General features: G+C 56.5%; 23 protein-coding genes and 1 riboswitch. Of the genes, 12 read left to right on the top strand and 11 right to left on the bottom strand.

All coding sequences use genetic code 11. The features are described from left to right. Window positions 1-63: 63 nt before the first annotated feature. Window positions 64-2,259 carry a primosomal protein N' gene (priA, locus tag ACE3MN_RS26050; RefSeq protein ID WP_024360575.1) on the bottom strand — a complete coding sequence of 732 codons (2,196 nt, stop codon included), beginning with the start codon at window positions 2,257-2,259 and terminating at the stop codon, window positions 64-66. Between the two features lie 241 nt (window positions 2,260-2,500). Here priA and rpmE point away from each other — a divergent pair, with 241 nt between their 5' ends. Further along, complete coding sequence (gene rpmE / locus ACE3MN_RS26045) at window positions 2,501-2,716, top strand: 50S ribosomal protein L31 (protein WP_004107543.1); 216 nt, start codon at window positions 2,501-2,503, stop codon at window positions 2,714-2,716. 94 nt (window positions 2,717-2,810) lie between these two features. Here the strand turns inward: rpmE and metJ are convergent, their stop codons facing one another. Continuing rightward, a complete protein-coding gene (metJ, locus tag ACE3MN_RS26040; RefSeq protein WP_102650333.1) occupies window positions 2,811-3,128 on the bottom strand; it encodes a met regulon transcriptional regulator MetJ in 318 nt (105 codons plus the stop codon). A gap of 266 nt (window positions 3,129-3,394) precedes the next feature. Here metJ and metB point away from each other — a divergent pair, with 266 nt between their 5' ends. Both metB and ACE3MN_RS26030 read left to right on the top strand, forming a co-directional pair. Then, window positions 3,395-4,555 carry a cystathionine gamma-synthase gene (gene metB / locus ACE3MN_RS26035; protein ID WP_004127265.1) on the top strand — a complete coding sequence of 387 codons (1,161 nt, stop codon included), beginning with the start codon at window positions 3,395-3,397 and terminating at the stop codon, window positions 4,553-4,555. Between the two features lie 2 nt (window positions 4,556-4,557). Continuing rightward, window positions 4,558-6,990, top strand: coding sequence for a bifunctional aspartate kinase/homoserine dehydrogenase II (locus ACE3MN_RS26030; RefSeq protein WP_004870585.1), 2,433 nt, complete (start codon window positions 4,558-4,560; stop codon window positions 6,988-6,990). A 39-nt stretch (window positions 6,991-7,029) separates the two neighbouring features. On the opposite strand, the gene ACE3MN_RS26025 is transcribed toward ACE3MN_RS26030, so the two are convergent. Then, a complete protein-coding gene (locus ACE3MN_RS26025) occupies window positions 7,030-7,401 on the bottom strand; it encodes a carboxymuconolactone decarboxylase family protein (RefSeq protein WP_004870583.1) in 372 nt (123 codons plus the stop codon). Window positions 7,402-7,492: 91 nt separating this feature from the next. Here ACE3MN_RS26025 and ACE3MN_RS26020 point away from each other — a divergent pair, with 91 nt between their 5' ends. Both ACE3MN_RS26020 and metF read left to right on the top strand, forming a co-directional pair. Further along, the gene (locus tag ACE3MN_RS26020) at window positions 7,493-8,398 is read left to right on the top strand and encodes a LysR family transcriptional regulator (protein WP_102650332.1); all 906 of its coding nucleotides are present in this window, start codon (window positions 7,493-7,495) and stop codon (window positions 8,396-8,398) included. A 166-nt stretch (window positions 8,399-8,564) separates the two neighbouring features. Beyond that, window positions 8,565-9,452, top strand: a complete 888-nt coding sequence (gene metF, locus ACE3MN_RS26015) for a methylenetetrahydrofolate reductase (RefSeq protein ID WP_004870579.1) — start codon at window positions 8,565-8,567, stop codon at window positions 9,450-9,452. Window positions 9,453-9,584: 132 nt separating this feature from the next. On the opposite strand, the gene ACE3MN_RS26010 is transcribed toward metF, so the two are convergent. From ACE3MN_RS26010 to ACE3MN_RS25995, 4 genes are all read right to left on the bottom strand, one after another. Next, window positions 9,585-10,334: a DeoR/GlpR family DNA-binding transcription regulator gene (locus ACE3MN_RS26010; RefSeq protein ID WP_102650331.1), complete on the bottom strand. Its 750-nt coding sequence runs from the start codon at window positions 10,332-10,334 to the stop codon at window positions 9,585-9,587. A 138-nt stretch (window positions 10,335-10,472) separates the two neighbouring features. After that, the gene (locus ACE3MN_RS26005; protein ID WP_024360572.1) at window positions 10,473-11,576 is read right to left on the bottom strand and encodes a glycerol dehydrogenase; all 1,104 of its coding nucleotides are present in this window, start codon (window positions 11,574-11,576) and stop codon (window positions 10,473-10,475) included. Window positions 11,577-11,632: 56 nt separating this feature from the next. Next, the gene (gene fsa / locus ACE3MN_RS26000; RefSeq protein WP_004107558.1) at window positions 11,633-12,295 is read right to left on the bottom strand and encodes a fructose-6-phosphate aldolase; all 663 of its coding nucleotides are present in this window, start codon (window positions 12,293-12,295) and stop codon (window positions 11,633-11,635) included. A gap of 205 nt (window positions 12,296-12,500) precedes the next feature. Continuing rightward, window positions 12,501-13,364 carry an AraC family transcriptional regulator gene (locus ACE3MN_RS25995; protein ID WP_004870574.1) on the bottom strand — a complete coding sequence of 288 codons (864 nt, stop codon included), beginning with the start codon at window positions 13,362-13,364 and terminating at the stop codon, window positions 12,501-12,503. Window positions 13,365-13,515: 151 nt separating this feature from the next. Between ACE3MN_RS25995 and zinT the strand changes: the two genes are divergently transcribed. After that, complete coding sequence (gene zinT, locus ACE3MN_RS25990) at window positions 13,516-14,163, top strand: metal-binding protein ZinT (RefSeq protein WP_049085918.1); 648 nt, start codon at window positions 13,516-13,518, stop codon at window positions 14,161-14,163. Between the two features lie 97 nt (window positions 14,164-14,260). On the opposite strand, the gene ppc is transcribed toward zinT, so the two are convergent. Both ppc and argE read right to left on the bottom strand, forming a co-directional pair. Then, entirely contained in the window at window positions 14,261-16,912 is a 2,652-nt protein-coding gene (gene ppc / locus ACE3MN_RS25985) for a phosphoenolpyruvate carboxylase (RefSeq protein ID WP_049085917.1), read from the bottom strand. A 254-nt stretch (window positions 16,913-17,166) separates the two neighbouring features. Next, window positions 17,167-18,318: an acetylornithine deacetylase gene (argE, locus tag ACE3MN_RS25980; protein ID WP_004127321.1), complete on the bottom strand. Its 1,152-nt coding sequence runs from the start codon at window positions 18,316-18,318 to the stop codon at window positions 17,167-17,169. Window positions 18,319-18,502: 184 nt separating this feature from the next. On the opposite strand from argE, the gene argC reads away from it, so the two are divergent. From argC to oxyR, 4 genes are all read left to right on the top strand, one after another. Next, window positions 18,503-19,507, top strand: coding sequence for an N-acetyl-gamma-glutamyl-phosphate reductase (gene argC / locus ACE3MN_RS25975; protein ID WP_004870566.1), 1,005 nt, complete (start codon window positions 18,503-18,505; stop codon window positions 19,505-19,507). 6 nt (window positions 19,508-19,513) lie between these two features. Beyond that, window positions 19,514-20,290 carry an acetylglutamate kinase gene (gene argB / locus ACE3MN_RS25970; protein WP_086544362.1) on the top strand — a complete coding sequence of 259 codons (777 nt, stop codon included), beginning with the start codon at window positions 19,514-19,516 and terminating at the stop codon, window positions 20,288-20,290. A gap of 77 nt (window positions 20,291-20,367) precedes the next feature. Continuing rightward, window positions 20,368-21,741, top strand: a complete 1,374-nt coding sequence (argH, locus tag ACE3MN_RS25965; RefSeq protein ID WP_004870563.1) for an argininosuccinate lyase — start codon at window positions 20,368-20,370, stop codon at window positions 21,739-21,741. A 270-nt stretch (window positions 21,742-22,011) separates the two neighbouring features. Beyond that, window positions 22,012-22,929, top strand: a complete 918-nt coding sequence (gene oxyR / locus ACE3MN_RS25960; protein ID WP_004127331.1) for a DNA-binding transcriptional regulator OxyR — start codon at window positions 22,012-22,014, stop codon at window positions 22,927-22,929. On the opposite strand, the gene sthA is transcribed toward oxyR, so the two are convergent. Then, the gene (gene sthA / locus ACE3MN_RS25955; RefSeq protein ID WP_004116922.1) at window positions 22,912-24,312 is read right to left on the bottom strand and encodes a Si-specific NAD(P)(+) transhydrogenase; all 1,401 of its coding nucleotides are present in this window, start codon (window positions 24,310-24,312) and stop codon (window positions 22,912-22,914) included. The two genes, oxyR and sthA, sit on opposite strands and share 18 nt — an antisense overlap. Before the next feature lie 196 nt (window positions 24,313-24,508). Between sthA and fabR the strand changes: the two genes are divergently transcribed. Together fabR and ACE3MN_RS25945 are read left to right on the top strand one after the other, a co-directional pair. Further along, entirely contained in the window at window positions 24,509-25,144 is a 636-nt protein-coding gene (fabR, locus tag ACE3MN_RS25950; protein WP_004107582.1) for an HTH-type transcriptional repressor FabR, read from the top strand. A gap of 15 nt (window positions 25,145-25,159) precedes the next feature. Next, window positions 25,160-25,519: a YijD family membrane protein gene (locus ACE3MN_RS25945; RefSeq protein ID WP_004127333.1), complete on the top strand. Its 360-nt coding sequence runs from the start codon at window positions 25,160-25,162 to the stop codon at window positions 25,517-25,519. A gap of 46 nt (window positions 25,520-25,565) precedes the next feature. Here the strand turns inward: ACE3MN_RS25945 and trmA are convergent, their stop codons facing one another. Beyond that, on the bottom strand, window positions 25,566-26,666 hold the full coding sequence (gene trmA / locus ACE3MN_RS25940; protein ID WP_004870560.1) for a tRNA (uridine(54)-C5)-methyltransferase TrmA: 1,101 nt from the start codon (window positions 26,664-26,666) through the stop codon (window positions 25,566-25,568). Window positions 26,667-26,783: 117 nt separating this feature from the next. Continuing rightward, window positions 26,784-26,966, top strand: a riboswitch (cobalamin riboswitch). The last annotated feature ends 16 nt before the right edge of the window (window positions 26,967-26,982 follow it).

The following is a 26,982-nucleotide window of genomic DNA, read 5'->3' as shown; positions in this document are numbered from 1 at the left end:
ACAGAATTTTCATGAAAAACGTGATGACGGTTGAATTTTTCGATCCGCCTCGCAAGAGAAGCCTTAACCTTCAATAGGATCGACGTCCAGAACCCATTTCACTTTTCGCGCTTCCGGCAGCGTGTTAATCAACGCCAGCGTTCCGCTGACGATATGCTGCAGCTGAACGCGCGACGGATGCTGGAGGAGAATTTGCCAGCGCCAGCGGCCGCCGCGCTTTGGCGCCAGCGCCGGAACCGGCCCGAGCACCCACAGTTTCTTATCGGCCAGCGGGCTGGCCTGCAGCAGATTGCGCAGCTGCTGTAAAAAAAGCGGCGCCTGCTGGTTGTTATGATCTTCGGCGCGAATCAGCACGTGGCTGGTCCACGGCGGCAGCTGCATGCTCTGCCGTTCCGCCAGCGCCTCCCCGGCAAACGCGTCGTATCCTTTATAAAGCAGCGTTTGCAGTAACGGGTGCTCCGGGTGGTGGGTCTGCAGGATCACCTCGCCTTGTTTGCCCGCCCGGCCTGCGCGGCCTGAAACCTGGGTGTAGAGCTGAGCGAAGCGTTCCGCCGAGCGGAAATCGGCGGAAAACAGCGCGCCATCGACGTCCAGCAGGGAAACCAGGGTGACATCCGGGAAGTGGTGCCCCTTCGCCAGCATTTGGGTGCCGATAAGAATGCGCGCGCCGCCGCGGTTGACGTCGGCAAGATATTGTTCAAGCGCGCCTTTGCGGCTGGTGGTATCGCGGTCAATTCGGGAAATCGGGATATCGGGAAACAGCGGTCCCAGGGCCTGCTCAAGCTGTTCGGTCCCCAAACCGACCGGTACCAGATGCGTCGAACCGCAGGAGGGGCACTGGCGCGGAATCGGGCGCTGGCTGTCGCAGTGGTGGCAGCGCAGATGATGCTGGGCCTGGTGCAGCGTGTAGTAGCTGTCGCAGCGCGGACACTCCGCTATCCAGCCGCAGTCGTGACACAGCAGCGCCGGCGCGAAGCCGCGACGGTTCAAAAACAGAATCACTTGGTTATCGGCCTGCAGATGCTGGCGCATACGGCCAATCAGCGCCGGAGACAATCCGGCCTGCAGCTGCTGGCCTTTTAAATCCAGGACGTGCTGCTGAGCCGGACGCGCGTTGCCCGCTCGTTTGGTCAGCTTCAGCTGGCGATACTTGCCCTGGCGGACGTTATAGAGCGTCTCCAGCGCCGGGGTCGCCGAGCCGAGGATAATCGGGATTTGCTCGCTATGGGCGCGCCAGACCGCCAGATCGCGAGCGTGATAGCGCCAGCCCTCCTGCTGTTTGTAAGAGCTGTCGTGCTCTTCGTCGATAACGATCACACCGAGGTCTTTAAACGGGGTAAACAGCGACGAGCGGGTACCGATCACAATCGCCGCTTCGCCATTTTTGGCTTTTAGCCACGCGGAGAGGCGTTCGCTGTCGTTCAGCCCGGAGTGCAGCACTTCCACCGGGGCGTTAAAACGGTGGCGGAAACGCGCGATAGTCTGCGGCGTCAGGCCGATTTCCGGCACCATCACCAGCGCCTGGCGACCCTGTGCCAGCACGTTTTCAAGGACGCTTAGATACACTTCCGTTTTGCCCGAGCCGGTGATCCCGGCCAGCAGCCAGGCGGAAAAGCTGTCCGAGGCGCTGTGGATCGCGCCCACGGCGGTGGCCTGTTCGGTGTTAAGACGCAGGCGCTCGCCGGGTACCGAGAAGCCTGCGCGCCAGTCGGTGATGGCCGGCGCTTCGCTGGCCAGTTCCGCCAGGCCTTTACCCCTCAGCGCCTGCAGGGCGGCGTCGTTAAATTCCAGTTCGGCGACCTGATGGCGCCAGATCTTCCCCTGACGCAGCGCCGCCAGCGCCTGCTGCTGTTTCGGTGAGCGCTTAAGGCTATTGATATCAACCGCTTGCCCCTGTTCGGTGGCAAACCAGTACCACATTGGCGCCGCGCTGGCGGGTTTCCCCTGGCGCAGCATGATCGGTAGCGCGTGAAACAGCACATCGCCGATGGGATGATGGTAGTAGTCCGCCGCCCACAGCAGCAGCCGCCAGACCGAAGAGGAGAAGACCGGTTCGGCGTCGAGGACTTCAGCCACCGGCTTGAGTTCGTCGAGCGGCAGTTCACTGCGCTCACTGACCGCCGTTACGATACCTATCCGCTCCTGTTTGCCGAACGGGACGCGCACGCGACAGCCCGCTTTGACCGGCATGCCGTCAGGCAGCAAATAGTCAAAAGTGCGGGGCAGCGGAACGGGCAGGGCAACGTGAGCGACGGGCATTTAATCTTCCTGACTTGAAATCTGGCGGGTTAGTATACACATTGTGATAAGGGCTCGCGGATCAGTTTGCATATGCTGGTCAAATTCTGTATGATTCGCCGCCTTTGATGCGCTTTGTGCGGCATCAAAATCTATTACCCGGCAATTTCGCTTTGCGCAATCGCACCGGGAAATTATTAACATCGCGTGGTGTCTGGCGTTAGGGCTGGAAGAGCGACGCGGCCTTAACTGAGGTTCTCCCATGAAAAAAGATATTCATCCGAAATACGAAGAAGTTACTGCTTCCTGCTCTTGCGGTAACGTCATGAAAATCCGTTCTACCGTAGGTCACGACCTGAACCTCGACGTGTGCGGTAAATGCCACCCGTTCTACACTGGCAAACAGCGTGATGTTGCTACCGGTGGTCGTGTTGACCGCTTCAACAAGCGCTTCAGCGTACCGGGTACCAGCAAGTAATTTGCTGAAGAAGCCGCCTCAGGGCGGCTTTTTTGTCTCTCGCGCGCAACCGCGCAAAAAAAGCAGAAGATTCCTTCTGCTTTTTTTTATGGTTTTAGTATTCCCACGTATCCGGGTCGATGCCCAGCTCGCGCATAATCTCTTTCGCCGCTTGCGGGATTTCATCGCTGCGCTCTTTACGCAGGTCTTCATCGTTAGGCAACGGTTGACCGGTAAAGGCATGCAGGAACGCTTCGCACAGCAGTTCGCTGTTGGTCGCGTGACGCAGGTTATTCACCTGACGACGCGTGCGTTCATCGGTGAGGATTTTTAACACCTTCAGAGGAATGGAAACCGTAATTTTCTTTACTTGCTCACTCTTCTTACCGTGCTCAGCGTATGGGCTGATATATTCGCCGCTCCATTCAGCCATGAGTTACCTTTAATCCTCTATTCATTAGTTAAGGGCCTGAACGCGAGTCCTGGCCATAATTACGCGTAGTTTACCGTAGAGGGGCGCGTCTGACACCAAACAAGCCGCTACGGATGTGCGCTAATGCATATAATTTTAACGGCTATTTCCAGTTTGCTCAATCTATACGCAAAGAAGTTTAGATGTCCAGATGTATTGACGTCTATTATAACAATGATTACTCTGGTGCCTGACTTTTCACCGACTCAGCCCAGGAACTCCCCAACATGACGCGTAAACAGGCCACCATCGCAGTGCGTAGCGGTTTAAATGACGACGAGCAGTACGGTTGCGTTGTCCCGCCCATTCATCTCTCCAGCACCTATAACTTCACCGGATTTAACGAACCTCGCGCCCACGACTATTCTCGTCGCGGTAACCCGACCCGTGATGTGGTGCAGCGCGCGCTGGCGGAGCTGGAGGGCGGCGCGGGGGCGGTTCTGACCAACACCGGCATGTCGGCCATTTTGCTGGTCACCACCGTATTCCTGAAGCCGGGCGATCTGCTGGTGGCGCCGCACGACTGCTACGGCGGCAGCTACCGCCTGTTTGATAGCCTGGCGAAGCGCGGCTGCTATCGCGTGCTGTTTGTCGATCAAAACGACGAACAGGCGCTGAGCGCCGCGCTGGCGGAAAAACCGAAGCTGGTTCTGGTCGAAAGCCCAAGTAATCCATTGCTGAGAGTTGTGGATATTGCGAAAATCTGCGGTCTGGCGCGTGAGGCCGGAGCGGTCAGCGTGGTGGATAACACCTTCCTGAGCCCGGCTTTGCAGAATCCGCTGGCGCTGGGGGCCGATCTGGTGTTGCATTCATGCACCAAATATCTGAACGGCCACTCTGATGTGGTGGCCGGGGTGGTTATCGCCAAAGATCCGGCGACCGTCACCGAACTGGCATGGTGGGCGAATAATATCGGCGTCACCGGCGGAGCGTTTGATAGCTATTTGCTGCTGCGCGGCTTACGTACACTCTCTCCGCGTATGGAAGTGGCTCAGCGCAACGCGCTGGCGATTGTCGACTATCTGAAAACCCAGCCGCTGGTGAAAAAACTGTACCATCCGTCCCTGCCGGAAAACCAGGGGCATGAGATTGCGGCGCGTCAGCAAAAAGGTTTTGGGGCGATGTTAAGCTTCGAGCTGGATGGCGATGAGCAGACGCTGCGTCGTTTCCTGAGCGGGCTATCGCTGTTTACGCTGGCGGAATCGCTGGGCGGCGTGGAAAGTCTGATTTCCCACGCCGCGACGATGACCCATGCGGGCATGGCGCCTGAAGCGCGTGCGGCCGCCGGGATCTCAGAAACGCTTCTGCGGATTTCGACCGGTATTGAAGATGGTGAAGATTTAATTGCCGACCTGGAAAATGGCTTCCGGGCAGCAAACGAGGAATAAACATGAGTGTGATTGCGCAGGCAGGGGCGAAGGGTCGTCAGCTGCACAAATTTGGTGGGAGTAGTTTAGCGGATGCGAAATGTTACCTGCGCGTCGCGGGTATCATGACGGAGTATTCGCAGGCGGGCGATATGATGGTCGTCTCTGCCGCCGGCAGTACCACCAACCAGTTGATCAGCTGGCTGAAGCTCAGCCAGACCGATCGCCTCTCTGCGCATCAGGTGCAACAATCGCTCCGTCGTTATCAGATGGATCTCATTTCTGGACTGCTGTCGCCAGACGCTGCCGATACGCTGATCGCCACGTTTATTCAGGATCTTGAGCGTCTTGCCGGGCTGCTGGATGGCGGCGTCACTGACGCGGTATATGCCGAAGTCGTCGGTCACGGCGAAGTCTGGTCGGCCCGCCTGATGGCGGCGGTGCTGAACCATCTCGGCGTAGAGGCCGCCTGGCTGGATGCGCGTAGCTTCTTACGCGCCGAGCGCTCCCCGCAGCCGCAGGTGGATGAAGGCCTCTCCTATCCGCTTTTGCAGCAGCTGATGGCGCAGCACCCGAACAAACGCCTGGTGGTGACCGGCTTTATCTCGCGTAACAACGCCGGGGAAACCGTTCTGCTGGGGCGTAATGGTTCTGATTATTCCGCCACCCAAATCGGCGCGCTGGCCGGGGCGTCTCGCGTCACTATCTGGAGCGACGTAGCCGGGGTTTACAGCGCGGATCCGCGGAAAGTGAAAGACGCCTGCCTGCTGCCGCTGCTGCGCCTGGATGAAGCCAGCGAGCTGGCCCGCCTGGCGGCGCCGGTGCTGCATGCCCGTACGCTGCAGCCGGTCTCCGGCAGCGATATCGATTTACAATTACGCTGTAGCTACACCCCGGATCAGGGCTCTACGCGCATCGAACGCGTGCTGGCTTCCGGTACCGGGGCGCGCATCGTCACCAGCCATGACGATGTTTGCCTGATTGAGTTCCAGGTGCCCGGCGGTCAGGATTTCAAACTGGCGCATAAAGAGCTGGACGCCATTTTAAAACGCGCCCAGCTGCGGCCGCTGGCGGTTGGCGTACACGCCGACCGTAAGCTGCTGCAGTTCTGCTACACCTCTGAAGTGGCCGACAGCGCGCTGAAGCTGCTGGACGAAGCGGGGCTGCCGGGCGAGCTGCGTCTGCGTCAGAAGCTGGCGCTGGTGGCGATGGTTGGCGCTGGCGTGACCCGTAATCCGCTGCACTGCCACCGTTTCTGGCAGCAGCTGAAAGGCCAGCCGGTAGAGTTTACCTGGCAATCAGAAGAGGGCATCAGCTTGGTTGCGGTGCTGCGCGCCGGGCCGACGGAAAGCCTTATTCAGGGGCTGCATCAGTCGTTGTTCCGCGCGGAAAAACGCATTGGCCTGGTGCTGTTTGGCAAAGGCAATATCGGCTCCCGCTGGCTGGAGTTGTTCGCTCGCGAGCAGACGACGCTCTCCGCTCGTACCGGTTTTGAATTTATTCTTGCCGGGGTCGTGGATAGCCGCCGCAGCCTGCTCAATTATGAAGGCCTCGACGCCAGTCGTGCGCTGGCGTTCTTTAATGATGAAGCGATTGAACAGGATGAAGAGTCGCTGTTCCTGTGGATGCGCGCGCATCCGTACGATGATCTTGTGGTGCTGGACGTGACCGCCAGCGCGCAGCTGGCCGACCAGTACCTGGATTTCGCCAGCCACGGCTTCCACGTTATCAGCGCGAATAAGCTGGCTGGCGCCAGTAGCAGCAGTAAGTATCGCCAGATCCACGACGCGTTCGAGAAGACCGGGCGCCACTGGCTGTACAACGCCACCGTCGGCGCCGGTTTACCGGTCAACCACACGGTGCGCGATTTGATTGATAGCGGCGATACCATTCTGGCGCTGAGCGGTATTTTCTCCGGCACCCTCTCATGGCTGTTCCTGCAGTTTGACGGTACCGTGCCGTTTACTGACCTGGTCGATCAGGCCTGGCAACAAGGACTGACGGAGCCGGACCCGCGCGTCGATCTCTCCGGGAAAGACGTTATGCGTAAGCTGGTGATTCTGGCGCGTGAGGCGGGTTACGACATCGAACCGGATCAGGTGCGCGTGGAGTCCCTGGTGCCTGCCCACTGCGAAGAGGGCTCTGTTGATCACTTCTTCGAGAACGGTGAAGCGCTGAACGACCAGATGCTGCAGCGTCTGGAAGCGGCGCGCGAGATGGGCCTGGTGCTGCGCTACGTCGCGCGTTTTGACGCCAATGGTAAAGCCCGCGTCGGCGTGGAAGCGGTGCGCGAAGAGCACCCGCTGGCGGCGCTGCTGCCGTGTGATAACGTCTTTGCCATTGAGAGCCGCTGGTATCGCGATAATCCGCTGGTGATCCGCGGTCCGGGCGCCGGTCGCGATGTGACCGCCGGGGCGATTCAGTCGGATATCAACCGCCTGGCGCAGCTGCTGTAGCCATAAATACAAGACCAGGCGACGCCTGGTCTTTTCGCTCTAGTGCGCCGCGAAAACGTCTTTGGCGGCAAACAGACCGTTCAGAGCCGCCGGGAATCCGGCATAGACCGCCATCTGCATGATAACTTCCGTAATCTCTTCCTGCGTCAGCCCGACATTTAACCCGGCGGCAATATGCACTTTTAGCTGCGGCGCGGCGTTGCCGAGCGCCGTGAGCGCGGCGATGGTGGCTATTTCACGACTGCGTAAATCGAGTCCCGGCCTGGCGTAAATATCGCCGAAGGGGAACTCAATCAGATAGCGGGCGAAATCGGGGGCGATATCCTTCAGGCTGTTGACGACGGCATCGCCGCCTTTGCCGTCCACGCGCTGTAGCATTTCTTGTCCGGTAGTATAACGTTCGCTGCTCATAGCCTATTCCTCGGTGTGATTATGCGTTACGAGGAAGGTTAGGGAAGTTTAGCGGACTTGAGTAATACCCTTTTCGTGATACCTTTTAAGCATGACAAATTCACGCTTACATACCCTCGATATTCGCCTGCTGCGCTACTTTGCCGTGGTGGCGGAGGAAAATAACATCAGCCGGGCCGCAGAGCGGCTCTTTATCTCGCAGCCGCCGCTGAGCCGCCATATTCGTCATCTGGAAACGCAGCTGGGGGTGACGCTGTTTTTACGCCATACCAAAGGCCTGATCCTTACCGACGAGGGAAGACGGGTGCTGGACATCGTTCGGCCGCTGCTGGCGCTTCAGGAGCACACCCTGGCGGCGCTGAGCCAGCTCTCGGCGCCTGCGCAGCAGCTTCTGCGACTGGGGCTGACGACGGCCTTTGAACAGGGCGTTTTCGCCGCAGCGGAATCCGCTCTAGGGGAACAGACCGGCGCTTTGCATATCACTCGTCAGTCATCACCGGCGCTGGCCCGGCTGGTGCGAAAGGGCAAGCTGGATGCGGCGCTGGTGGCGCTGCCGCTGAATACCGAGGGGCTTCACCTGCATCCTTTGTTTTACCAGGAGCCGCTCATCGCTGCGTTACCCGCATCCTGGCCGGAGGCCGCCACGGCGGACCTGGCGTTAAGCGCGCTCAATCATCGGCCGCTGTTCTGGTTTAGACGCGAGCGTAATCCCGATTTTTTTGACTATACGCGACGTATTTTTGATCGGGCAGGCTATTCGCCCGCTTACGTGGAGGAGCCCGCCGAGCATGATGTTCTGCTGGCGCGCATTGCGCGCGGAGAAGGCATGATCCTCCTGCCGGCATCATTTTCCGCTATCCAGCGTCAGGGGGTGGTTTTTTGTTCTCTGCGTGATGCCAGCCAGCAGCTTCCGCTTAGGCTGGGCGTGGTCACAATGCCCGCAAATGAGGGGTTACGGGAAAGGGTGATAGCAGCCCTTGAAAAATCATTACCTTAGCGAATGCGACTTGAATTAATTTCATCTTGTCTGAATATTCCTCACTGTTTACGCTGATTTTTCTATTGACGCCGGTGCTCTTTTCCGTCATTTTTACATCTGGACGTCTAAACGTATAGAAGTTCGCGACACAACAAACAATAAAATGCGATTGATGAGGTAAGGTATGAGCTTTTTTCACGCCAATCAGCGGGAAGCCCTGAATCAGAGCCTGGCGGAAGTACAGGGCCAGATTAACGTCTCTTTTGAATTCTTTCCGCCGCGCACCAGTGAAATGGAGCAAACCCTCTGGAAATCCATCGATCGCCTGAGCAGCCTGAAGCCGAAGTTTGTCTCCGTGACCTACGGCGCCAACTCCGGTGAACGTGATCGCACCCATAGCATTATCAAAGGCATTAAAGATCGTACTGGTCTGGAAGCCGCGCCGCATCTGACCTGTATCGATGCCAGCCGTGATGAGCTGCGTACCATTGCCAAAGATTACTGGGATAGCGGGATTCGCCATATCGTTGCGCTGCGTGGCGACCTGCCGCCGGGGAGCGGTAAGCCGGATATGTATGCGGTCGACCTGGTCACGCTGCTGAAAGAGGTTGGGGACTTTGATATTTCCGTCGCGGCTTATCCGGAAGTCCATCCTGAAGCTAAAAGCGCGCAGGCTGACCTGCTTAATCTGAAGCGCAAGGTCGACGCCGGCGCCAATCGCGCGATTACCCAGTTTTTCTTTGATGTGGAAAGCTACCTGCGTTTCCGCGACCGCTGCGTCTCCGCAGGTATCGACGTCGAAATTATTCCGGGCATTCTGCCGGTCTCTAATTTTAAGCAGGCGAAAAAATTCGCCGATATGACTAACGTGCGTATCCCGACGTGGATGGCGAAAATGTTTGAAGGTCTGGACAATGACGCCGAAACCCGCCAGTTGGTAGGGGCGAATATCGCCATGGATATGGTGAAGATTCTAAGCCGCGAAGGGGTGAAGGATTTCCACTTCTATACCCTGAACCGCGCGGAAATGAGCTACGCGATTTGCCACACGCTGGGCGTGCGCCCGGCGTAAGCAGGCTTCCTTCTATTCTCTCTTTTCTTTGCGGCGTCGAAGCATATTATTCGGCGCCGCGTGTTCTGGTTATTCCTTAAAAGCATCCTGCTGAAACACTTGTACGATCGATAAAACCAGGCGCCTGAGCAATCAGAGGTGACCATCAGCCAGCAGCAGCGGTACGCTTTGCGTCTTCATCAGAGAAAGGGTATCAGGGGGCAGGCCGGTCTGGCTGATAACGAGGTCAAAGTCGGCCAGACGACCATGGCCCGCAAGGAACGTTTGACCAAATTTACTTCTGTCCGCCAGCAGGATTTTTTGCCGCCCGGCGCGCATCAGCGCTTGCTTGACGTGGGCGTCGGTCATTTTGGGTACCGTTAACTCACCGAGTTCGTTGACGCCCTGAGTACTGAGGAAAACCTTGTCGGCATGGATATGACGAAAGAAATCGGCGGTGCTGAAAGAGATCATCCCCTGGCTGTCATCTTCATATTCGCCAGGCGCCACGATCAATTTTATATTTTTTCTTCCTTTCAGTAGATTAACTACCGGAACGGAGTTGGTTATCACCATGATTTTTTTATCGAAAATAAACTGGGCGAGCGCCAGTGGCGTGGTGCCACAGTCGATAATGATCGTGTCGCCGTCCTCAACCTGCCCGGCGGCTTTCTGGCCAATCAGGTGCTTATCATCGACCATTTGTCTCGATTTTAGCTGAAAGCTGGGCTCGACGCTGGCGCCGCTGGTTAAATAGGCTCCGCCGTAGGTTGTTTTTACAATGCCTTGTTTTTCAAAGAAAGAGAGGTCGCGACGGATGGTCATTTTGGTGACGCCGAACTTGTCGGCGAGTTCATTAACGACGACTTTTTTGTCCTGTTGCAGAATGGCGTAAATGCTCATTCTTCGATCTGATGACTGCATATCTACGATTCACCCAAAGGAAAATCGCACTATAAAACACATCGTTTTGGCTGGCAATGGGGCGTGAAAGGAACATAAAAGAACACGTCCGTCAAAAGACGGACGTGTCTGGAGGGGTTATTCCCACTCTTGCAGGAAGCGCTGGCCGTACTGGTCGGCCACCAGAAGCGCCGCATAGACCTGATCCGGCGTCGCGCCGCCGGGCATATTGTGGATGGTTTCACCTTCCGCGCAGGCGGCTTCCGCCACGGTACGCATTTTGCCCGGGATATCGGCTTTAATATCCAGCTGCGCCAGGGTGATCGGCAGCCCGACGCTATGGCACAGCGCTGCCACCGTTTCAATCTCTTCCACCGGCGCGTTTTCCAGAACCAGCTGCGTGAGCGTGCCGAAGGCCACTTTTTCACCATGATAATAGTGGTGAGCGTCCGGGATGGCGGTCAGACCGTTGTGAATAGCGTGCGCAGCCGCCAGGCCGCCGCTTTCAAACCCGACGCCGCTCAGGTAGGTGTTGGCTTCAATCACCCGTTCCAGCGCCGGCGTCACAACGTGCTGCTCTGCCGCCAGCATCGCTTTTTCACCCTCTTCAATCAGCGTGTTGTAGCACAGTTCAGCCAGCGCCAGCGCCGCCTGGGTGCATTTACCGCCCGCCATAGTGGTCGCGCCGCTGCGGGAGCAGGCACGCGCTTCAAACCAGGTCGCCAGCGCATCGCCGATACCGGCTGCCAGCAGGCGTGCCGGGGCCCCAGCAACGATTTGCGTGTCAACAATCACCATGTTCGGGTTGCGCGGCAGCATCAGATAGCTATCAAACTCGCCATCATCGGAATAGATGACCGAGAGTGCGCTGCACGGCGCATCGGTAGAGGCAATCGTCGGCGCAATAACCACCGGAAGATTCATAAAATGTGCTAATGCTTTTGCGGTATCCAGCGTCTTGCCGCCGCCGATACCGAGCACGGCTGTGCATTGGGCAGAATCGGCGATACCACGCAAGCGATTGATTTCATTGTGTGAGCATTCACCGCCAAATGGAGCGATTTCGCCGACCAGCCCAGCATCCGCCAGGCTTTTACGCAGTTTTTCTTCGGCAAAACCGAGGACAAATTTATCGCCAACGATGAGCCAGCGTTCAGCCAGCGGTTTGAGGTAGCCGCCAAGGCGAGTCATTGCGTCCGCGCCCTGAATATACTTACCGGGTGATTGAATAATGCGATCCATTTCTATTCCTCCTGGATGACCGTGATGCCACCCCCCTGGGCGGCTCGCCGATCGGGTTACAGGTTCAGAGTTCCAAAGGCGTTATTCCAGTCCTGCTCAAACTTCTCAATGGCTGACTCTACCGCAGGGGTACCGAGCATTTGTTGCGCTACGTCTAACGGAAGGGTAATAGCTTCGCAACCGGCTAACAGGCAGTCCAGAGCCTGACGAGGCGTCTTAAAGCTGGCGGCCAGCACTTTGCTTTCCGGCGCATGCAGTTCCAGCAGGGATTGCAGTTCCTGGACCATACGGATGCCGTCACCGCCCTGGGCGTCGACGCGGTTCACGTAAGGCGCAACGTATTTTGCCCCAGCGAGCGCGGCCAGCAGACCCTGAGAGGCGCTGTAGACCGCTGTGCCAAGCGTAGGGATGCCTTCTTTTTTCAACAACTTGATAGCGGCAAGGCCTTCAGCAGTCACCGGAATTTTTACTACAATACCGGGGACGGCGTTGCTCAGGCGTTTGGCTTCCTCCACCATGCCCTGCGCGTCGCGGCTCATGGTCTGGGCGAACAAAATACCTTCCGGGCCGACGGCTTTTTGCAGGCGCGGCAGAACATCCCAAACCGGCGTTTTACCGGCAGCGATAATGCTGGGGTTGGTGGTGACTCCAGCCAGCGGATAGATACGTGCCAGGCGTTCAACTTCTGCTACGTTTGCGGTGTCCAGATAGAGTTCCATGATGCTTTCCTCAGTGCTTAATTCGGTAGTGTCGTTGAGGTAAGAATACGGCTTTCACTCGACGGGTCGCCAGATGACAAATTTGCCAAAAACTGGATAAATGTACGCATTATGAGTAAGGATGATTTAGATCACGTTTATCCCGTCATCCGGATTAAGGCCGGAATAAAAGCGCGCACAAAAGTCAGGTTTAACACACAAAAGTCTAGTTTTTTGCCGGGGCTGTTTTTTCCGTCAGCTGGCTGTGATATTGACGGCGATACTCCGACGGCGAGCGTTCGGTGTTTTTGCGAAACAGGCGGCAGAAGTAGTTGCTGTCGGCGAAACCGCAGGCGTGGGCGATATCTTTCACTTTCATATCGTGGCCTTTTAACAGCATTCTGGCCTGCTCCAGGCGGATGTGATTCAGATACTCGTTAAAGCCCATTGGCCCGCATTTCTGGAACAGGTGGGATAGATAGTTTGGCGAGAGATAAAACGCCTGCGCCACCGACTCCCGAGTTAACGGGTCGGCAAAGTGGGCGTCAATATGCTTACGAATCGCTTCAAAAAGCGCCTGGCTGCGCGATGAGGTTTGTACCTGGCTGCCCAGCAGATCGGCACAGTGGCTGAGCAGGCTGGTGACAATAAAGCGGGCCGTGTGCTGCTCCCGCGGCTGCATCTGCATTTCATTCAGCGCCTGCAGCAGAAAAGAGCCGACCCGGGGACCGCGGCGCGGAACCTGCTGTTTATCCAGCACGTTAAGCGCGCTGCCGTCCCAGTGGCGCAGGACGAATTCCAGCTGCTGTTTACCAAATAAGATAGTGAGCAGAGTGGAGGGCGCCAGCCATTGCGGGTCATTCCATCCGCCAGCGGGAATATACAGCACATCGTGCGGCATGAGCTGGGCGCGATCGGCTTTAATCGCCGGATCGTGAAGCTGACCCGCAAGCATGATTTCGAGGCGCGGAAAATCGACGCATAGCGCATTCTCAGAAGCTGGCCTGGTCTCGGTGGAAAAGCGAATCTTTCCCACGACCGCCGGGCCTTTAACAAAAGAATCAATGACCTGATTAATGTCGCTATCCATTCTCTCTCCGCGTAATGCGATCTTTTTTCATCATACCTAACAAACTGGCAGAGGGAAAAGCCGCGCGGTTTTTCTGCGAAGTGTATTGTAAAATTTGTTTGATATGTTATATCGTAACATATTATTGCAAACATAAACTCAGGAGAGAGTGATGACCAAAAAGATTTCCGCCCTAGCGTTTGGCATTGGCATGGTAATGGCGAGCAGCCAGGCTTTTGCCCACGGTCACCATAGTCATGGCCCGGCGCTGACCGAAGCGGAACAAAAGGCGAGTGAAGGCATTTTTGCTGACCAGGACGTAAAGGACAGGGCGCTGAGCGACTGGGAGGGGATCTGGCAGTCGGTTAACCCCTATCTGCTGAACGGGGATTTAGATCCGGTTCTGGAGCAGAAGGCCAAAAAGGCCGGTAAAAGCGTGGCGGAATATCGGGAATATTATAAGAAGGGCTACGCTACCGATGTCGACCAGATTGGTATCGAGGATAACGTCATGGAGTTTCACGTCGGGAAAACCGTCAACGCCTGTAAGTACAGCTATTCCGGTTACAAAATTCTGACCTACGCATCCGGTAAAAAAGGCGTGCGCTACCTGTTCGAATGCCAGCAGGCGGATTCAAAAGCGCCGAAGTTTGTTCAGTTTAGCGATCACACCATCGCGCCACGCAAGTCCCAGCATTTCCACATCTTTATGGGCAATGAGTCCCAGGAAGCGCTGCTGAAAGAGATGGATAACTGGCCAACCTACTATCCTTATGCGCTGCATAAAGAGCAGATTGTCGACGAAATGCTGCACCACTAATAAAAAATAGCTCCGGTAAACGCGATGCTTACCGGAGCTACGGTTTTTAACCCGGCTCGCGCTACGCTTAGCCGGGCTACAGGTTTCTCAAGGCGAACTAGCCGGTATTACGCATACCTGCCGCGACGCCGGCGATGGTGACCATCAGCGCTTGTTCAACGCGCGGATCCGGTTTTTCGCCTTTCTCTTCTGCCAGACGCGAACGGTGCAGCAGCTCGGCCTGGAGCACGTTCAGCGGGTCGGTATAGATATTACGCAACTGAATAGACTCCGCGATCCACGGCAGGTCCGCCATCAGGTGGGAGTCGTTGGCGATGGCCAGCACCACGTTAATATCGGCGGACAGCAGTTTGCGCAGCTCTTCGCCGAGCTTCCACAGTTCTGGTTTCACCAGACGCTGATCGTAATATTCCGCCAGCCACAGGTCGGCTTTTGAGTAGACCATCTCCAGCATGCCGAGGCGGGTCGAGAAGAACGGCCAGTCGCGGCACATGCTTTCCAGATCGCTCTGCTTGCCGCCTTCGACGACTTTTTGCAACGCGGCGCCGGCGCCCAGCCAGGCTGGCAGCATCAGGCGGTTCTGCGTCCACGCGAAGATCCACGGAATGGCGCGTAGCGACTCGACGCCGCCGGTCGGGCGACGTTTGGCCGGACGCGAGCCCAGCGGCAGTTTACCCAGCTCCTGCTCCGGCGTTGCGGAACGGAAATAAGGAACAAAATCTTTATTTTCACGCACGTAGCCGCGGTACATCTCGCAGGAGACGTCTGACAGCTCGGCCATGATGTCGCGCCATTGCGCTTTGGGCTCCGGCGGCGGCAGCAGGTTGGCTTCCAGAATCGCGCTGGTATAGAGCGACAGGCTGCTGATGGTGACTTCCGGCAGGCCGTATTTAAAGCGGATCATCTCGCCCTGTTCGGTGACGCGCAGGCCGCCTTTCAGGCTTCCCGGAGGCTGAGAGAGCAGGGCCGCGTGCGCCGGCGCGCCGCCGCGACCGATAGAACCGCCGCGACCGTGGAACAGGGTCAGCTCAATACCGGCTTTTTCACAGGTCTTAATTAAGGCGTCCTGCGCCTGGTACTGCGCCCAGGAAGCGGCCATAACCCCCGCATCTTTCGCCGAGTCGGAGTAGCCAATCATGACCATCTGTTTGCCCTGGATAAAGCCGCGATACCAGTCGATATTCAGCAACTGGGTCATGACGTCGTCGGCGTTATTCAGGTCGTCCAGGGTTTCGAACAGCGGAGCGACCGGCAGCGCGAAGCCGATACCGGCCTCTTTCAGCAGCAGATGCACAGCCAGGACGTCAGACGGCGTTTTGGCCATCGAAATCACGTAGGCCGCAATCGAGCCGCGCGGCGCTTCGGCGATCACTTTGCACGTCTCAAGCACTTCGCGAGTTTCTTCGCTTGGCTCCCACTGGCGCGGCAGCAGAGGGCGTTTGGAGTTCAGTTCGCGGATCAGGAAGGCCTGTTTATCGGCTTCTGACCAGCTTTCATAGTCGCCGATGCCGAGATAGCGGGTCATTTCGCCCAGCGCTTCGGTGTGGCGGGTACTTTCCTGACGGATATCGATACGCACCAGCGGTACGCCAAAGGCTTTTACGCGGCGCAGGGTGTCGAGCAGCTCGCCATTGGCGATAATGCCCATGCCGCAGGCTTGTAGCGACTGGTAACAGGCGTAAAGCGGTTCCCACAGCTGCTCGTTTTGCGTGATAAGACCCGCAGGTTTCGGCAGTTTCTGCCCTTTCAGGCGCGCCTCCAGCCAGGCCTGCGTCTCCATCAGCTGCGTGCGCAGCTTTTTCATCAGGTAACGATAGGGTTCCTGCGCGCCTTCCGCGCCGGCCAGATCGCGCAGCTCATCGGTGCACTCGACCATCGATAGCTCGGAAATCAGCACCTGGACGTCTTTCAGGAACAGATCGGTTGCTTTCCAGCGGCTGAGCAGCAAGACGTGGCGGGTAATGTCGGCGGTCACGTTCGGGTTGCCGTCGCGGTCGCCGCCCATCCAGGAAGTAAAGCGAACCGGAACAAAGTCGACCGGCAGCCGATAGTTCAGGTTGTCTTCCAGCTGTTCATTCAGCTCGCGCAGGTAGTTTGGCACGCCTTCCCACAGGCTATTTTCAACAACCGCGAAGCCCCATTTCGCTTCATCCACCGGGGTCGGGCGATGTTTGCGGATTTCATCGGTGTGCCACGACTGGGCAATCAGCTGGCGCAGACGGCGCATGACCTGATGACGTTCATAGTCCGCAATGTCGTTGTTATCGAGCTGCTTCAGGCAGCTGTTGATTTCACCCATCTTATGGATCAGCGTACGACGCGTGATTTCGGTCGGGTGCGCGGTCAGCACCAGTTCCAGCGACAGGGATTCAACGGCTTGCTTAATAATGTTTTCGTTGAGGTCGGGTTGCTCTTTAAGCTTTCTCAGGGTGCGGGCAATCACTTCAGGATTACTGGCCGCTTCGCCTTTTGGCGAAATGCTGTGGTATTGCTCAGCGGTATTCGCCAGGTTCAGAAACTGGCTAAAGGCGCGCGCCACCGGCAGCAGCTCGTCGTTGGACAAGTTTTGCAACGTGGTGAGCAGTTCCTGGCGGTTGGCTTCATTGCCAGCGCGAGAAGATTTGGACAACTTACGGATAGTTTCGACACGATCAAGAATGTTTTCTCCTAGCGCATCCTTGATGGTGTCGCCCAGCACCTTACCGAGCATACTGACATTACTACGCAAAGCGGAATATTGTTCGTTCATGTTACCCCAGACACCCCATCTCATTTTATTTTGTTATATCCGGCGCTCGATAATTTGAGCAGTGGATAAGCAACCGTCTTTTATAAAGCCACGTAAAAACCCCCACGTCAATTGTTGCGAAATCGCTTCAGCAAACGAATAAATGGCGGCAATTTGCGAAATTTAACTCGGAGGTCGCTTGATAAGTGTTGCTTATGAAAATGTGATAATTGTCACCCTCTCGCGTCGATGAAATCGCCCGAGAGGATGCGTATTTAATGCCAGCAAAAATGGTGGACCACCTGAGTGATGAGCTCGCGGGTCGGCTTAATAAAGCGCGTTTCCAGGTACTCATCCGGCTGGTGGGCCTGGTTGATAGAGCCCGGGCCTAATACCAGCGTCGGGCAGAGGGTCTGAATAAACGGCGCTTCGGTACAGTAGTTCACCACGTCGGTTTGCGCGCCGAGGAGTTTTTCTACGACCTCAACCAGTTTATGGTCCGGCGGACATTCGTAACCGGGGATCGGCGGATGCAGTTCAGAAACGGTCAGGCGGCCAGGCCAGCGCTCGCTCACCGGCGCCAGCGCCTCGTTCAGCAGCCCGTTGAGATCGTTGAGCGTCATTCCAGGCAGCGGACGAATATCCATATGCAGTTCGCAGCAGGCGCAAATGCGGTTGGAGGCATCGCCGCCGTGGATGGCGCCGAGATTCAGCGTCGGCCAGGGAACGGTAAAGGCGGCATAGTGATAACGCTCTTTTAAGTCGTCGCGCAGCTGCATGATGCGGCCAATGGCGTCGTGCATCAGTTCAATCGCGTTGACGCCGCGTGCCGGGTCGCTGGAGTGGCCCGACTGCCCCTGAATGCGAACCGCGTTGGACATGTGGCCTTTGTGCGCGCGTATCGGCTGCAGCGATGTGGGCTCGCCGATAATGGCGCAATCCGGTCGCAGCTGGGTCGTCTCGGCGAAGTAGCGGGCGCCGGCCATGCTGGTCTCTTCATCGGCCGTCGCCAGAATATAGAGCGGCTTTTTCAACTGAGTGACGTCAACGTCGCGCAGGGCGTCAAGAATAAAAGCGAAGAAGCCTTTCATATCCGCGGTGCCGAGACCATACAGCTTATTGTCGTGCTCGGTCAGGGTAAAAGGGTCGCGGGTCCAGCGGCCATCATCAAACGGGACGGTATCGGTGTGCCCGGCAAGCAGCAGGCCGCCAGCGCCGTGGCCGCTGCTGGCCAGCAGGTTGAATTTATTGCGCGTGTCCGGGACTGGCTGAACTTCAACATTAAAGCCGATATCGCGGAACCAGCCAGCCAGTAAATTGATTAAAGACTCATTGCTTTGATCCAACGCCTCTTCGGTTGCGCTGATGGAGGGTGTGGCGATCAGCGCGCGGTAAATCTCGATAAAGGGCGGTAATTTGTTTTTCATTGTTGACACACCTCGGGTCGTGATAGTATCAATATTCATGCATTATTTGTGAATAAAAATACATTATCGTTGAGCGTAAGAAAACCCATCGAATGTAAGGATGATGCTCTTACGGCTCAGCAGGGTGGGGAAGGCAACGGTCTTCCAGGGCAAATATACGTAAGCAAGAAGGTGAAGAGCCCCAATGTTGAACACGCTGATTGTGGGCGCCAGCGGTTATGCCGGCGCAGAGCTAGTGGCCTATGTAAATCGCCATCCTCATATGACCATAACCGCATTGACGGTCTCCGCGCAAAGCAATGATGCGGGAAAATTAGTTTCCGATTTGCATCCGCAGCTGAAAGGCATTGTCGATCTGCCGCTGCAGCCGATGTCCGATATCAGCGAGTTTAGCGCCGGAGTCGATGTCGTTTTTCTGGCTACCGCGCACGAGGTCAGCCATGACCTGGCGCCGCAGTTCCTCGCCGCTGGCTGCGTCGTGTTCGATCTCTCCGGGGCGTTTCGCGTGAATGACGGCGCCTTCTATGAAAAATATTACGGTTTCACTCATCAGCATCCTGAACTGCTGGAGCAGGCGGTTTACGGCCTGGCCGAGTGGAGCGTCGAAAAGCTAAAAGAAGCCAATCTGATCGCCGTACCGGGCTGCTACCCGACGGCGGCTCAGCTGTCGTTAAAACCGCTGATCGACGCGGGGCTGCTGGATCTTAACCAGTGGCCGGTGATCAACGCGACCAGCGGGGTCAGCGGTGCCGGGCGTAAAGCCTCTATCGGCAATAGCTTCTGCGAAGTCAGCCTGCAACCTTACGGCGTTTTCAACCACCGTCATCACCCGGAAATTTCAACCCACCTGGGCGCGGATGTGATTTTTACCCCGCATCTGGGCAATTTTAAGCGTGGGATTCTGGAGACCATTACCTGCCGTCTGAAGCCCGGCGTGAGCAAAGAGCAGGTCGCGGCGGTGTTCCAGCAGGCCTATGCGGATAAACCGCTGGTACGTTTATACGATAAAGGTGTCCCTGCATTGAAAAATGTCGTGGGTCTGCCATTCTGTGATATCGGTTTTGCGGTCCAGGATGAACACATCATCGTGGTGGCGGCGGAAGACAACCTGCTGAAAGGCGCGGCCGCGCAGGCCGTGCAGTGCGCTAATATTCGTTTCGGCTTCGCTGAGACGCAGTCTCTTATTTAAGGTGTGATGATGAATCCTTTAATTATCAAACTCGGCGGCGTCCTGCTGGATAGCGAAGAAGCGCTGGAGCGCCTGTTTACGGCGCTGGTGAACTACCGCGAATCCCATCAGCGCCCGCTGATTATTGTGCACGGCGGCGGCTGCGTGGTGGATGAGCTCATGAAGCAGCTCAACCTGCCGGTAAATAAGAAAAACGGTCTGCGGGTCACGCCAGCGGATCAGATCGACATTATTACCGGCGCGCTGGCGGGAACCGCCAATAAAACGCTGCTGGCGTGGGCGAAGAAGCACGGCCTGGCTGCCGTTGGGCTATTCCTCGGCGACGGCGATAGCGTCAAAGTGACGCAGCTTGATGAAGAGCTCGGTCATGTCGGATTCGCTCAGCCGGGTTCTCCGGCGCTGATTAACACGCTGCTGGCGGGCGGTTATATGCCGGTCGTTAGCTCCATCGGCGTCACCGATGAAGGCGAGTTGATGAACGTCAACGCCGACCAGGCGGCGACCGCGCTGGCGGCAACGCTCGGCGCAGACCTGATTCTGCTGTCTGACGTGAGCGGCATTCTTGATGGCAAAGGGCAGCGCATTGCGGAAATGACCGCCGAGAAGGCTGAACAGCTGATCGAGCAGGGCATTATCACCGACGGCATGATCGTCAAAGTGAATGCGGCCCTGGACGCGGCGCGGACATTAGGCCGCCCGGTCGATATCGCCTCCTGGCGCCACGCGGAGCAGCTCCCGGCGCTGTTTAACGGCACGCCGATCGGCACGCGTATTCTGGCATAATCAATTTATCATTTTGTCGGCCCGGTAAGCGCAGCGCCGCCGGGCAATAAAATTCAAAGATATTAAGGAAGCATGTTATGGCACTTTGGGGTGGGCGTTTTACTCAGGCAGCGGATCAGCGGTTCAAACAGTTCAACGACTCTTTGCGCTTTGACTATCGCCTGGCGGAGCAGGATATCGTTGGCTCTGTCGCCTGGTCCAAAGCGCTGGTGACGGTGGGTGTTTTGACTGCTGATGAACAACAGCAGCTGGAAGAGGCGCTGAACATTCTGCTGGAAGACGTGCGGGCTAACCCGCAGCAGATCCTCGAAAGCGATGCGGAAGATATTCATAGCTGGGTGGAAGGTAAGCTGATCGACAAAGTCGGCCAGCTGGGCAAAAAGCTGCACACCGGGCGTAGCCGTAATGACCAGGTGGCGACCGACCTGAAGCTGTGGTGCAAAGATACCGTTGTGGAACTGCTGTCGGCGAATCGTCAGCTACAAAGCGCGCTGGTCGAGACGGCGGAGAATAACCAGGACGCCGTCATGCCGGGCTATACTCACCTGCAGCGCGCGCAGCCGGTGACGTTCGCCCACTGGTGTCTGGCCTATGTCGAAATGCTGGCGCGTGATGAAAGCCGTCTGCAGGATGCGCTTAAACGTCTGGACGTCAGCCCGCTGGGCTGCGGAGCGCTGGCGGGTACCGCCTATGAAATCGATCGTGAACAGCTTGCCGGCTGGCTGGGCTTCGCATCGGCGACCCGCAATAGCCTGGACAGCGTGTCCGATCGCGATCACGTACTGGAACTGCTGTCCGATGCCTCAATCGGTATGGTTCACCTGTCGCGTTTTGCCGAAGATCTGATCTTCTTCAATACCGGCGAAGCGGGCTTTGTTGAGCTTTCTGACCGCGTGACTTCTGGCTCATCCCTGATGCCGCAGAAGAAAAACCCGGATGCGCTGGAGCTGATCCGCGGTAAATGCGGCCGCGTGCAGGGCGCGCTGACCGGCATGATGATGACCCTCAAGGGGTTGCCGCTGGCCTACAATAAAGATATGCAGGAAGATAAAGAAGGGCTGTTTGACGCGCTTGATACCTGGCTCGACTGCCTGCATATGGCGGCGCTGGTGCTCGACGGTATTCAGGTAAAACGCCCGCGCTGCGAAGAAGCGGCGCAGCAGGGTTATGCGAATGCCACCGAACTGGCGGATTATCTGGTTGCTAAAGGCGTGCCGTTCCGTGAAGCGCACCATATTGTCGGTGAAGCGGTGGTCGAGGCCATTGCCCAAGGCAAGCCGCTGGAAGATCTGCCCCTGGCCGATTTACAGAAATTTAGCCGCGTTATCGCCGAGGATGTCTATCCAATCCTGTCGCTGCAGTCGTGTCTGGATAAGCGTGCGGCTAAAGGCGGCGTTTCTCCTCAGCAGGTTGCTCAGGCGATTGCCGACGCTAAACAGCGCCTGGTTTGAGTCGTCTGCGGGGCTGCCTGTAAGGTGGTCAATATATGAAGCTCGGGCAACGCCCGGGCTTTTTTTATGCCAAAAAAAAGCGGACACAAGGTCCGCAAAAGTTCACGTTGGCTTTAGTTATCCGGGTAGAAAACTGTTGAGGAAGCGCGATGATTTTCTGCAGTTTTCCTCATTTATGGGTTTATTATTGAACAGAAACCTTGATAGGGATAATCGTTCGTTGCTATTCTATCTATCGCCATGGACTATCGTGGCGATGGAGGATGAATAATGAATATTCGCGATCTTGAATATCTGGTAGCGCTAGCCGAACACCGCCACTTCCGCCGTGCGGCGGATTCTTGCCACGTCAGCCAACCTACGCTTAGCGGGCAAATCCGTAAGCTGGAGGATGAGCTCGGCGTGATGTTGCTGGAACGCACCAGCCGTAAGGTTCTGTTCACCCAGGCAGGGCTGCTGCTGGTGGATCAGGCGCGTACCGTGCTACGCGAAGTCAAAGTGCTGAAGGAAATGGCAAGCCAGCAGGGAGAGACCATGTCCGGGCCGCTGCATATTGGGCTGATCCCGACGATTGGCCCTTATCTGCTGCCGTTGATTATCCCGATGCTGCATCAGACCTTTCCCAAGCTGGAAATGTACCTGCATGAAGCACAAACCCATCAGCTTTTAGCGCAGCTTGATAGCGGTAAGCTCGACTGCGCGATTCTGGCGCTGGTCAAAGAGAGCGAAGCGTTTATTGAGGTGCCGCTGTTTGATGAGCCCATGATGCTGGCTATTTACGAAGATCACCCGTGGGCGAACCGCGAGTGCGTGCCGATGTCGGACCTGGCCGGTGAAAAGCTGCTGATGCTGGAAGACGGCCACTGCCTGCGCGATCAGGCGATGGGTTTTTGCTTTGAAGCGGGCGCCGATGAAGATACGCATTTCCGGGCGACCAGCCTCGAAACGTTGCGTAACATGGTGGCTGCCGGTAGCGGCATCACGCTGCTGCCAGCCTTAGCCGTGCCGCAGGAGAGAAAGCGCGATGGCGTGGTCTATGTGCCCTGTATCAAGCCGGAACCGAGACGTACCGTGGGGCTGGTTTATCGCCCGGGTTCGCCGCTGCGTAGCCGCTATGAACATCTGGCAGAGGCCATCCGCGGGAAGATGGATGGCCATTTCGATACCGCGTTAAAACAGGCGGTTTAAGCCATTTAACGCGGCTACCCGATAGGCTTCCGCCATCGTCGGGTAGTTAAAGGTGGTGTTAACGAAGTACTCAATGGTGTTACCACCGCCTTTCTGCTCCATTATCGCCTGGCCGATGTGAATAATTTCGGCCGCGCGCTCGCCAAAGCAATGAATCCCAAGGATCTCTTTCGTTTCGCGATGAAACAGGATCTTCAGCGTACCGACGCTCATGCCGACAATCTGCGCTCGCGCCAGATGCTTGAACTGCGCGCGCCCTACCTCGTAAGGCACTTTCATGGCCGTCAGTTGCTGCTCGGTTTTGCCAACGGAGCTGATTTCCGGAATGGTGTAAATACCGGTAGGGATATCTTCAATCAGATGCGCCGAGGCTTCGCCTTTCACCAGCGCCTGGGCTGCGATGCGGCCCTGGTCGTAGGCGGCAGAGGCCAGGCTCGGGTAGCCAATCACATCGCCGACGGCATAAATATGCGGCAGGGCGGTTTGATACATGCTGTTGACCTTCAGCTGACCGCGGCTATCGGTTTGCAGGCCGATATTTTCCAGCGCCAGAGAGTCGGTATTCCCGGTGCGGCCGTTAGCGTACAGCAGGCAGTCCGCTTTGAGCTTTTTACCGGATTTCAGGTGCATGATGACGCCATCATCCACGCCCTCAATCTTTTCGTACTCTTCATTGTGGCGAATGACTACGCCGCTGTTCCAGAAGTGATAGGAGAGGGAGTCGGACATTTCCTGATCGAGAAACGCCAGCAGGCGATCGCGGGTGTTGATCAGATCCACCTTCACTTCCATTCCGCGGAAGATCGACGCATATTCGCAGCCGATCACCCCGGCCCCATAAATGATCACATGGCGCGGTTCGTGGTGCAGGCTCAGGATCGAGTCGCTGTCATAAATGCGCGGGTGATGGAAGTCGACGTCTGCCGGATGGTACGGGCGTGAACCACAGGCAATCACGAACTTTTCCGCCGTCACCGTTTCCACGGTACCGTCGTGGCACTCCAGCGCGATAGTGTGCTCATCAACAAAATGGGCATTGCCCTGCAGGATTTCGCAGTGGTTACGCTCATAGAAACCCTGACGCATATGGGTTTGCTGGTTAATGACGCTGTCTGCATGGTTCAGGATGTCGGCGAAGGAAGAACGAAGAAGACGGGAATGGTCGCTGTAGAGGGGATTTTGGTTAAACTCGATAATACGGCTGACGGCATGGCGGAGGGCTTTTGACGGGATGGTACCCCAGTGGGTACAACCGCCGCCGACGTTATGGTAGCGCTCAATGACGGCAACGCGTGCTCCCTGTTTCACCAGCCCCATGGCGGCACCTTCTCCGCCAGGACCGGAACCAATCACAATTGCATCATAATCCCAAGAGTGTGACATGGCATTACTCACCTGTTTTATACATAAAATAAACACGATGATAACATTTGCCGCGCTTTAACCCAATTATCGTTGTGCTTTTTTGCGGCATAAAAGCAGAAACAGCTCGTAAACAATCATTCACAATCCAGTGTAAACCGATTGGTTCTGATCTCTGGTATAGTGCCGGAAGGGCTTATGGAAGGATTCAGACAACGTGATGGGCGTAAGAGCGCAACAAAAAGAAAAAACCCGGCGTTCGCTGGTGGAAGCGGCATTTAGTCAGCTAAGCGCTGAACGCAGTTTTGCCAGCTTAAGCCTGCGCGAAGTTGCGCGGGAAGCGGGGATCGCCCCGACGTCCTTCTATCGCCATTTTCGTGATGTCGATGAGCTTGGTCTGACCATGGTGGATGAAAGCGGGCTTATGCTGCGCCAGCTGATGCGCCAGGCGCGCCAGCGTATTGCGAAAGGCGGCAGCGTCATTCGCACCTCTGTTTCCACCTTTATGGAATTTATTGGCAACAATCCGAACGCCTTCCGCCTGCTGCTGCGGGAACGATCCGGTACGTCTGCGGCGTTTCGCGCCGCCGTGGCGCGTGAAATTCAGCATTTTATCGCGGAACTTGCCGACTATTTAGAAATCGAAAACCATATGCCGCGCGCCTTTACCGAAGCGCAGGCTGAAGCTATGGTCACCATCGTATTTAGCGCTGGCGCCGAGGCTCTCGATGTGGGCCCGGAGCAGCGTCGACAGCTGGAAGAACGCCTGGTGCTGCAGCTCAGAATGATCTCGAAAGGCGCGTATTACTGGTATCGCCGTGAACAAGAAAAAATATCAAATCATTCCGAATAACGTGAAGGACGAGCAATGAAACACTCAGTACAAGATAGAGGTACGCTGCTGCTGGCGCTGATCGCAGGTTTATCCATTAATGGTACCTTCGCCGCGCTATTCAGCTCCATTGTCCCTTTTTCCATCTTCCCTATTTTGTCGTTGGTGCTGACGGTTTACTGCCTGCATCAGCGCTATCAGAATCGTAGTATGCCCGTGGGTTTGCCGGGGCTTGCCGCAGCCTGCTTTATTCTCGGCGTGCTGGTTTACAGCACCGTCGTGCGCGCGGAATATCCGGACATCGGCTCTAACTTCTTCCCGGCGGTTCTGTCGGTGATTATGGTGTTCTGGATTGGCTACAAGTTGCGCAATCGCAAGAACGCGGTCGCGGAATAATCTTTCCCCCGGCAACAGCGTTGTTGCCGGGTTTTCTCACCCGACTTTACTTCTTCGTCAACAGCACGCCGCATTCCATATGATGGGTATACGGGAACTGGTCGAACAGCGCCAGGCGCGCGATCTCGTGGGTCTCACTGAGCGTTTCCAGGTTCTGGCATAGGGTCTCAGGATTGCAGGAGATATACAGAATACGCGGGTACGCCTGCACCATTTTCTCCGTCTCGCTATCCAGCCCGCTGCGCGGCGGATCGACAAAAATCGTCTCACACTGATAGCTCTTCAGGTCGATATCCTGTAGACGATTAAACTGCCGTACGCCGTTCATCGCCTGGGTAAACTCTTCCGCCGACATGCGGATAATCTGCACGTTATCAATGTGGTTCGCTGCAATATTGTATTGCGCCGCCGCGACGGACGGTTTGGCGATTTCCGTTGCCAGCACCCGTTCGAAATTACGCGCCAGCGCCAGCGAAAAGTTGCCGTTACCGCAGTACAGCTCAAGCAGGTCGCCGGTTGCGTCTTTGGTAGCATCGATAGCCCACTCCAGCATCTGGACGTTCATCGCCGCGTTCGGCTGGGTGAAGCTATTCTCAACCTGACGATAGATCATTTCGCGCCCGCCAACTGGCAAACGTTCATCGATATAGTCCTGATCCAGCTCGATTTTCGTCTTTGTGGCGCGGCCAATCAGGTGCACATTCAGATTTTGCGCCCGCAGCGCATCGCGGAAGCGCTCAGCCTGCTGACGCCATTCGTCGTCAAGCTTCTTATGATACAGCAGTGATATCACGGCCTGATTACTCAGGGTGGTCAGATAATCCACCTGAAACAGTTTATGACGCAGTACCGGGTTATCGCGTACACCTTCAATCACCGCGGCCATCAGCTGATTAATCAACTCGCTGGCGGCCGGGAAGGTATCGACGCGGATACGGGATTTGGTCTGCTGATCGAACATAATGTGGTACAGATCGTCGCCATCGTGCCACAGACGGAACTCTGCGCGCATACGATAGTGGCTGATCGGCGAACGAAACACTTCCGGAACCTGGGCGCTGAAAGGCGCCATCATTTTCTGCAAACGGACGACTTTTTCTGCCAGCTGCGCTTCATATTGTTCGGTAGGAAGGTGTTCGGGGGTCATGATGCATCCTGAATAAAATAAGTACGCGGGGGATTGTAGGGAAAGCGCCGGGGATGTCCAGCCCTGATGATATAAGGAAATATAACGGTAGAAGTCTGGACATCTATATGTTTCTGATTATAGCATCGTGCTACCGGTCCTATGAGTTAATAGGGAATCCAGTGTAAATCTGGAGCTGACGCGCAGCGGTAAGGAAAAGTGGGATGAGCGCATTATGCAGACACTGCGGTTATTTAGCGGGAAGTCCTCATCCATCAAACACTCCAAGCCCGAAGACCTGCCGGAATACGTCGCATTTGGTTTCTATCATCGCGTG

This window comes from Klebsiella grimontii (assembly GCF_042137965.1).
GTDB lineage: Bacteria > Pseudomonadota > Gammaproteobacteria > Enterobacterales > Enterobacteriaceae > Klebsiella > Klebsiella grimontii.
Note: the sequence above shows the minus strand (reverse complement) of the source record. Positions and strands in the feature narration are given on the sequence as shown.